Here is an 8,857-nt window from a genome sequence, read left to right on the forward strand (position 1 = left end):
TACGGCGGTTACGTCATGCCAAGAGTGTCGAAGTATCGGCACAAGATCGCATATGACGTAGTAGCGAAATCGTATGTGCCCTCGGCCAAACGCCGTTGAGCCGGCATCGTCGAATTCTCAATAGGAGCAACGGTGTCACTCTATGTGCAACACCGACAATAATCCCGGATGGATGGGTGCGCTATGTCATAGACATACGACCCTGCGTAGACGATACCCGAACGGATGGTCAGGCCGAGCCGATGGTCAGGGCGTGCAGGTGCTGCCGGGCTGACCGAAACCCGGCCGGGAGAGGTCGAGGTCGATCCTGTTGTCCGGGCCGAGGACGCGCGTGCGTTCCAGGACGCATTCCCGATGCGTCATGGTGTCGGTGACGGTGATGCGCTGAGGGCCGGCGTAGAGCGCTCCGCTACTCCAGTCGGACGACCCGGTGCTGGTGCGAACGGCGAAGGAGGAGATCGGGTAGCCGGTGGAGGAACGGGCGTGGCCACCGAAGATGACGATCCGCACCCGGCCCGGTGCCGGCAGCCGGCCGCGGTCGGTCAGTTGCCCGCTGATCCGAGCGGTCCCGGGGTTGCCGAGGGCGGTGAGGGCGATGGCGACGGAGTACGTCCAGCCGTGTGCCCAATGGTCGAACCGGTCGATGTAGAAACGCGAATGGACAACCTCGGCGTCATGCGCTTGATCCGGGTAGAACTCGAACGACAGGCCGGCGGTGCGCGCTCCCCAGTCGGTCCGCAGCAGACCACCCCGGACCAGGTCGGGCTGGGTGTTGCTCATGAAGTAGACGGCCGGGAAAAGCAGGCCTCCGCCGGGAGGGAAACGGGAGTAGGTGGTGTAACTTCCCCGCTCCTGGCAGGCGTTGACGAAGGCGTCGCCCGTACGGGTCCGCGGGTCGTAGTTCTGGCAGGGAAGGTACGGTCGGCTGGTCGACCCGAGCACCAGGTCCACACCGACCGCACCGCCGATCGATGTCGGGCCTCCGTTGCGATCCGTGAACCCCTCGAAGGGAACCGCGACGCCCTCGCCGCGGGTGGGACCGCCGGCCGCCCTGACCGGCGACGATGTCGCCATGGAAAGTAAAATGATTACGACCGCGAGCAGGAAAGCTCTCCTCCGCTCACGCGTCCTTGCGCTCCAGACCCAGGTACGAGCCAGCCCGCGGATCATGTCGACGTCCTCTCGCCTGGGGAGCCTCTGCCATCAAGCCGATGACACACGCAGGGAGGGGTCGCGGCGGCGGTGCTTTCCATAACCGACACGCAGTCGTTGCGAAACCGCAAGGAGAATGTCCGCTCGTGCTCAGCCTCCTGGAGCCCCCTCGTTCCCGTCTCCGGGCCGCGACTACGGCACGCGGCTACGGCATCTGGGGAACCGATCAGATGACACGCATGGGATGAGAGGGATAAAATGGCCGGTTGGATTCCGACGGTAGTGGTGACGGGTACGGGACGGGGAATCGGCGCGGCGATCGCCACCGATCTCGCCCGGCGCGGATATCACGTGGTCGTGAACTACCGGCGGGATGCCGCGGCCGTCGTCGCCGGCATCCAGCGGGACGGCGGCCAGCGGAGGTCAGCGGCCGATCCAGGTCAGGGGCCGGCGGAGGTCTCGGCGAGCTCCGCGACGAACGGACGGCACTCCCGCCACGCGGCCACCTGCTCGGGCCGGCCGAAGACCTTCAGGTAGTTCTCGACGTTGGTCTCGTCGATCTCGCCCAGCATGACGGGTTCGAAGTCGGTGCCGTCCTCCCCGACGAAGGCCGGCAGCGGTTCCAGCACAGTGTCCAGACTCGGATAGTAGAAGATCCCGGTCGACTGCCGGGTCGCGCTGCCGCCGGCCACGACCCGGTGCCGGCCGGCCGGCAGCAGACCGTTGGTCCAGCGGGTGAGGATCGTTCCGGAGAGCACCTGCAACGCCCCGGGCACGACGGGCACCGGGATCCAGGTGCCGTCGGGCTGTTGCGCCTGGAGCCCGGAGTACTCGCCGTGCTGGTGCAGGACGGTCACCGCCGAGCCGTCGGCGTGCTCCAGCAGGAGAAGCTTCTCCTCCTCGGAGGCCGTGTCCGGGTAGGTCCAGGTCGGGTAGTCGTTGACGAGCAGGTTGAGGTGGTACGGCTCGTCCTGCGGGAAACTGCCGGCGGGTAGTCCGAGCAGCCGCTCGTACAGGCCGAGCACCCGCCGGGCCAGCGCCGCGGCTGCCTCGGCGTAGGCGACGGTGACCCCGCGCAGGTCGGGGTCCTGCGGCGGCCAGACGTTGGCGTGTTGGTAGAGCCCGAGCCACCGCTTCGACACGCCCGCCGCGGCAGCGTCGGCCGGGTTGTCGAACTGGCCCACGGAGTACCGTTCGATTTCCAGGCGGCCGAAGTCGTCAGGCCACTGCCGCCAGCCCCGGAAGGGGTGTCCGGTGGGGTTGGCCAGCTTCGCCTTCTCCGCCCGCGGCAGACGCAGGATCCGCTCGACCCGACGCTGGAAGTCCTCGATCAGCTCCAGCGGAACGCCGTGGTTGACAATCTGGATCAGGCCGATCCGCTCGGCCGCCGCGCGCACGCGCCGCAGCAGGTCCGCGGGCGCGTCCTCGGCGAGGGCCACTTCCAGGTCGATGACGGGAATCTCGTCGGTCATGGCAGGGGGTCCTCTCCGGTTTCTCCGACATCAGACATTCTCCTTCTCCGCCATCGCCCCGGTGCCCGCCGCCGGCAGTGGCGGGAGCACAGGCAGATCAGCGGCGTCGAGATGGCAGTGCACGGTGTGGGATGCCGTCATGGCGGCCCCGTCGAGCAGTCGGACGGGAGGGACAACGGAGTCGTAGAGTCCCTCCACCCGGCTGGGGCAACTCCCGGCGAAGCCGCAGCCCACGGCCGCGGGGAGGGTGGGCCGGGTCTTCCCGAGCCGCGTCGGCCACCAGACCCGCTCAGCCCACCCGGCCCGCCCGGGCGGTGCCGGATCCACCGGTGCGGTCAGCGTGTGGGTGGCGGTCAGCGTGTGGGTGTAGGGATGATGCGGTCCGGCCAGTACCGCGGCGGCCGGGCCGATCTCCACGATCCGGCCCCGGTGCAGGACGGCGACCCGGTCGGCGAGGTAGCCGACGACGGCCAGGTCGTGCGAGACGAACAGGTAGGACACGCCGTCGGCGTCCCGGGTGGTGGCGAGCAGCTCGAGCACCGCGGCCTGGACGCTGACGTCAAGCGCGGACACCGGCTCGTCGCAGACGATCAGCTTGGGATCGCCCGCGAGGGCCCGGCCGATCGCGACGCGTTGCTTCTGACCGCCCGACAGCCTCGGTGTCATCACCGGCAGCAGCCGGGAGCCGAACTCGACGCGCCCGGCAAGGTCGGCGACCGTGCCCTCGCCGCCCGGCGCAGCACCGTGGCGACGGTGTGCCGGGGATTGAGGGTGGTATCGAGGTCCTGGAAGACCATCTGCACGCGTCGGCGGTTGTCCGCGCGGCGGCGGAACAGCGATGCCGGTAGCGGCCGGCCAGCGAGCCGGATCTCGCCGGGTCCGTCCGGGCCCAGTCCCACCACGGCCCGGGCAAGGGTCGTCTTCCCGCTGCCGGACTCCCCGACAAGGCCGAGTACCTCCCCGTGGCCGATGTCGAGGTCGATACCGGTGAGCACGGGTGTCCGGCCATAGCTGCGGGACAGCCCCCGCACGGTCAGCAGCCCCGGCCGGGCCTCCCGCGGGGCCACGCCGACGACCTGTTCGGGACGGCGCAGCAGTCCGACGCGGTCGCCGTGATGGCAGCGCACCGTGTGCCCATCGTGCCCGCCGGGTCCGTCCGGGGAGTCGGCGACGGGGGCAAGCGGCGACTCGGACGCACGGCACACATCGTCGGCGAGCGCACACCGGTCGACGAAGATGCAGCCCACCGGCCGGTCGGTCGGCGACGGCGGCTGCCCGGGCACCGCCGGTATCCTGCGTTCCCGCCTGCTCACCCCCACCCGCGGGACGGCGGCGACGAGGGCGGCGGTGTAGGGGTGGCCAGGCGCGGTGAGCAGGTCGGCCGCCGTGCCCTGTTCGACCAGGCGGCCCGCGTACAGTACGCCCACCCGGTCACAGGTACGCGCCACCAGTTCAAGATCATGGCTGACAAGCATGACGGCGGCGTCGATCCGGCGCCGCAGCGCCTGGATCAGGTCGAGGACCTCCCGCTCGACGGCGGCGTCAAGGCCGGTGGTCGGCTCGTCGAGGACGAGCAGGCGGGGGCTGCCGGCGAGGGCCGCGGCGATGCCGACCCGCTGCTGCTGGCCCCCGGAGAGTTCGTGCGGCCAGCGTCGCGCGATCGTCGCGGGCTCGGGCAGCCGCACCGCGCCGAGCAGCTCGACGGCCCGCGCCCGGGCCTCGGCCCGGGACAGCCCCCCCCAGCCGGCAGGCCTCCGCCACCTGCGCGCCAACCCGCACGGTGGGGTCCAGGCTGCTGCTCGTGCCCTGGTGGACCATGGCGAAGGCGTCGGCCCGCCACCGCCGGCGCTCCCGGGCGGACAGGGCCCGCATGTCGACCCCGTCGAGCACGATGCGGCCGGCGTCGATGGCACCCCCGCCGGGCAGCACGCCCGCGAGCGCCGCGGCCAGCGTGCTCTTGCCGCACCCCGACTCTCCGACCAGGCCGTAGGTCTCACCGGGTCGGACCCGCAGGCTGACGCCGTCGACGGCGACGGCCGGTCCGCCGGACGACGGGTAGCTCACCGTCAGTCCTTCGACGACAAGCCCCCCGGCGGCCACGGCCTCGCCCACCACCCCGTCGCCCACCACCGCGTCGCTCACCACCGCGCGGCCTGTTCCCGCAGGTTGTCGGCGATCAGCGCGACACCGATGACGAGACTTCCGACGGCGAGCGCCGGGAACAGCACCGTCCACCAGCCCTGCTGGAGGAAGACGCCGGTTGTCGGCCACGGAGGCCCACCACTCCGGGGATCCCGGTGGCTGGCCGAGTCCGAGAAAGGACAGGGTCGAGGCGGCGAAGACCGCGTCGCCCAGCCTCGACGTCGCCTCGACCAGCACGGTTCCGGTCACGTTGGGCAGCACCTCCCGCCACAGCAGCGACCAGAACGGCTCGCCACGCAGCCGGGCGGCCTCGACATAGGGCTTCTCCCGCTCGACCAGCACGGCCGCCCGCACGCTGCGGGTCACGATCGGGACGAAGAACGTTCCGATGACCAGGACGAGGGTGGTCGTCGAGCGGCCCACAAGTGCCACCACCACCACGGCCGCGACCAGATTCGGGAAGACAGCGAGCACATCGACGACCCGCATCACGATCTCGTCGAACAGGCCGCGCCGCGCGCCGCACACGAGCCCGAGCAAGCTTCCGACCGCCACCCCGAGCGCGGTCGCCAGCGGAGCGACCTCGAGCACCGGGCGGGCTCCTGCCATCACCCGCGACAGCACGTCCCGGCCGAACTGGTCGGTGCCGAACAGGTGCCCGCCGCCCGGCCCCAGCATCCGCTGGGACGGATGCTGGGCCATCGGATCCGCCGGCGCCAGCTGCGGCCAGAACACCGCGACGACGACCCAGCTGACCAGCAGGAACGCGCCGACCACGAAGCCAGCCCGGAAGCCAGCCCGGGAGCCGACCGTGACGCTCGCCGCGGAATCCACCGCGGTGTCGTTCACCGCGCCCTCCCCACCCGTACGCGCGGATCGAGCAGCGCGTACACCAGGTCTGCGACGACGTAGATGCCCATCCCCACCGCGCCGAGCACGATCGCGCCGGCCTGCAGGGTCGGCACGTCCTTGCTGGTCGCCGACGACAGCAGCAGGTCGCCGATGCCCTGGTAGCCGAACAGCAGCTCGACGGTCACCAGTCCCGCGAGCAGGAACTGCAGCTGCACGGCGAGCGCGCTCGTCGCCGGCACCAGCGAGTTGCGCAGCACGTGCCCGCGCACGAGCTGCGCCTCGGACATGCCACGCACCCGCATTGCCCGGATGAACGGGCTGGCGAGGACCGCGACCGTGCTCGCCCGCACGTGCCTGGCGACATAGCCGGTGCACAGCAGGACCAGGCAGACCGCGGGCAGCAGCAGATGCCGGATCAAGGTCAGCGGACCGGCCCCCGGCGGTGCCTGCGCCGACGAGGGCAGCCAGTGCAGCTTCACGCTGAAGAGGACCAGCAACACGACGCCGGTGACGAACTCGGGAACGGCACCGAGGCTTAGGCCTGTGACGCTGAAGATCCGGTCGGTCAGCCGCCCCTCGCGCAATCCCGCCGCAAGGCCGAGCGCCAGCGCGACAGGGACCAGCAGGACGAAGGCGAGCAGGGCAAGCGTCGCGCTGTCGAGCAGACGCTCGATCACTAGCGGGCGGACGTCGACTCCGAGCGTGTAGGAGCGCCCCCAGTCACCGGTGGCGAACCCACCCAGCCAGTGCAGGTAGCGGGGCACCAGCGGCTCGTCGAGACGCAACTGGTGGCGCAGCGCGTCCACCGACGTCTGGCTGGCCTCCCCGCCCAACACGACGCGCGCCACGTCGCCGGGGATCAGTTCGGTGGCGATGAACACCAGGAAGCTGACCGCCAGCATGGTGACGGGGATCGTCGCCAGCCGCCAGGCCAGGAAACGCACCATGCCGGATCAGGCCCGGCTCACGGTTGTCAGGTCGAGGAAGGCCGACGGGTGGGCGCGTAGCCCCCTGACCCGGTCGGACCGGTAGGCCCGGACGGCCCCGGACCACACGGTGATGATGACCGGCACGTCCTCGTGAAGGGCCCGCGCGATGATCTCGGCCTGCTTCTTCCGCTCGGCGGGGTCGGTCGCGGCGTCGTAGGCGTCGGCCGCGGCGTCCAGGGCGGGGTTGGCGTACTTCGAACCGTTCCAGACCGCGTGGCTCTTCACCATCGGGATGATGAACTGGCTTGGCGTCGGGCGGCCCACCCAGCCGACGAGGTTCGCGGTGGTGAACAGCCAGGGGGTGTCGGTCTCCTGGTTGCCGCCGTAGAACGCATCGGAGGTCTGCTGGTCGAGATCGACCGTGATCCCCACCTGCTTGAGCTGGTCCTGGATGACCAGCGCGTAGGCCTTGTTCGGGGCGCCGAAACTGAGAGTGAACCGCAGGTTCTCGACCCCCGCAGCGGACAGCAGCGACCGGGCCTTCGCCGCGTCCTTCGCGCGTTGCGCGAGGTCCTTCGGGGCGGCCGCGAACGCGGGCGCGAGAAGGTGGTCGTTGCCGAGGACGCCGACCCCGTTGTAGACGGAGGCGAGGACACCCGGCCGGTCCAACGCGTAGGCGATGGCCTGCCGGACCTCCTTCTTCGTGAACGGTGGCTTGTCGACGCGCAGGGTGAACGCGGTCAGGCTGGTACCGCTGACCTTGTCGACGGCGATGGAGTTGCTTCCGGCGATCGGGACGACGAGGTCGGCCTCGGACAGGATATGCGCGTCGATGGCGCCGCTCTGCAATGCCAGCAGGTCGGCCTGGGCGTCCTTGTGGAAGGTCACCTTGACGCCGTCGAGGTAGGGCTTGCCGGCGTCCCGGTACTTCGGGTTGCGGCGCAGCGAGGCTCCCTGGCCGACGTCGTAGGAGTCGAGCCGGAACGGCCCGGTGCCGATCGCCTTCGTGGCGAACGTGCCGACCTTGTAGTCGCTCTTGAGCACGACCGCGTTGTAGTTGCCCGCGGAGACCAGGTAAGGGAAGTCGGAGAACGGCCGCTCGAGGTGGAAAACCACCGTGTCCGCCCCCGACACCGCCACGCCGCCGGCCTTGAGGACTGACGCGAAGGCGGACAGGGCGGCGGACTTGTTCGCCGGGTCCAGCAGCCGGTCGAACGACGCCTTCACGGTCGGCGCGTCCAGCGGGATGCCGTCGGAGAAGAGCACGCCCTTGCGCAACGTGAACGACCAGGTGCGTCCCGCGTCGGACGACGTCCACCCGGTCGCGAGCTGAGGGCGGAGCTGGAAGTCCGGATCGAGCCAGATCAGGTACTCGGCGACGAGCTGGACCAGCGCGATCGCGGTGCCGTCGTACATGATCACCGGGTCCAGCGCGGTGGGCGGCGTCGGAGCCCCCAGGGTGATCAGGCCGCCGCGCCGGCCTCCCGCGGCGCCCGACGCGCCGGCCGCGCCCGTGTCCGCGCTGGATCCGGAGCTGCCGCAGGCCGCGAGGAACGCGGCGATGCCGCCCGCACCGGCACCGCCCAGCAGGCCACGGCGGGTGAGCAGGGCCCGCACGGGATGCTCGGCGGCGGAGGACGTCCGATTCCCGGCGATGTCGATCGGGGAAGTAGGAAATGACGACATGGATATGGATCCTTTGCGTGATGAACGAGGAGGACGAACGAGGAGGAGGAGGAAGAGGAGGACGGGCGTCGCACCGCGATGGTCGCGACGTGGAAGTGTGAAGTGTGGGTCAGTGCCAGATCACCCGAACGACACGTGCCCGTCCAGAAAATCGGCGATCGGATCCGACACCCGACCCCGGCAATTATCCGGGAGAAGGACCGTCAAAATCTGGAGGAAATTTTCGGAAACAATGTTGACCGCTAAATCCACGCGACGTGCGGTCAGCTCGTTCTCCCCGTCAGCGACAACACAGGGAGCTTGCGACGCGGCGGAGGTCGAGATACCTCCGGGCAACAAATGCCCACTTCAACATCACACTCTGACCATAGCCGAGGGTCGGGCACAGCGCAATGACACGCACCCATACAACCTTGAGTACATGAGCGATATACGTTCCGTATGCCATACGGAATGGAGTTGCTGAACGACAGCCGTCCACGTTGCTCACGATCTGCTGGCTTACGCCGGGCAGCTAGCGGCCCGGCCCACCCACGCCTACCTGCCCTTCGATCTGACCGTTCCCCCGGACACGCCACCGCGCGAGGTGCTCCAGGTCATCACCGCATGCGGTGGACTGCTCAG

Annotated in this window: 7 protein-coding genes and 1 pseudogene; 1 reads left to right on the forward strand and 7 read right to left on the reverse strand. The window is 70.0% G+C overall.

Annotated elements, in window-relative coordinates:
* Positions 1-246: 246 nt before the first annotated feature.
* Complete coding sequence (locus AC08OT_RS10380; protein ID WP_476596096.1) at positions 247-1,074, reverse strand: hypothetical protein; 828 nt, start codon at positions 1,072-1,074, stop codon at positions 247-249.
* A 336-nt stretch (positions 1,075-1,410) separates the two neighbouring features.
* Between AC08OT_RS10380 and AC08OT_RS10385 the strand changes: the two genes are divergently transcribed.
* Positions 1,411-1,689, forward strand: a complete 279-nt coding sequence (locus AC08OT_RS10385; RefSeq protein ID WP_476594142.1) for an SDR family NAD(P)-dependent oxidoreductase — start codon at positions 1,411-1,413, stop codon at positions 1,687-1,689.
* Here AC08OT_RS10385 and AC08OT_RS10390 read toward each other — a convergent pair.
* The 6 genes and pseudogenes from AC08OT_RS10390 to AC08OT_RS10415 form a co-directional block, all read right to left on the reverse strand.
* A complete protein-coding gene (locus tag AC08OT_RS10390; RefSeq protein ID WP_476596098.1) occupies positions 1,593-2,624 on the reverse strand; it encodes a 2-oxoglutarate and iron-dependent oxygenase domain-containing protein in 1,032 nt (343 codons plus the stop codon). The genes AC08OT_RS10385 and AC08OT_RS10390 overlap by 97 nt on opposite strands.
* A 30-nt stretch (positions 2,625-2,654) precedes the next feature.
* Entirely contained in the window at positions 2,655-3,290 is a 636-nt protein-coding gene (locus AC08OT_RS10395) for an ATP-binding cassette domain-containing protein (protein WP_476602764.1), read from the reverse strand.
* Positions 3,290-4,072 (reverse strand): oligopeptide/dipeptide ABC transporter ATP-binding protein, encoded by a 783-nt coding sequence (locus tag AC08OT_RS10400; protein ID WP_476593642.1) that lies wholly within the window; start codon positions 4,070-4,072, stop codon positions 3,290-3,292. Before AC08OT_RS10400 ends, AC08OT_RS10395 begins: the two co-directional genes overlap by 1 nt.
* A 13-nt stretch (positions 4,073-4,085) precedes the next feature.
* Positions 4,086-5,468: pseudogene (locus AC08OT_RS10405) on the reverse strand (ATP-binding cassette domain-containing protein); the annotation flags it as partial.
* A gap of 143 nt (positions 5,469-5,611) precedes the next feature.
* Positions 5,612-6,565 carry an ABC transporter permease gene (locus AC08OT_RS10410; protein ID WP_476593634.1) on the reverse strand — a complete coding sequence of 318 codons (954 nt, stop codon included), beginning with the start codon at positions 6,563-6,565 and terminating at the stop codon, positions 5,612-5,614.
* Between the two features lie 6 nt (positions 6,566-6,571).
* On the reverse strand, positions 6,572-8,233 hold the full coding sequence (locus AC08OT_RS10415; protein ID WP_476593635.1) for an ABC transporter substrate-binding protein: 1,662 nt from the start codon (positions 8,231-8,233) through the stop codon (positions 6,572-6,574).
* Between the last annotated feature and the right edge of the window lie 624 nt (positions 8,234-8,857).

This window comes from Frankia sp. CgJB1 (genome assembly GCF_977947065.1).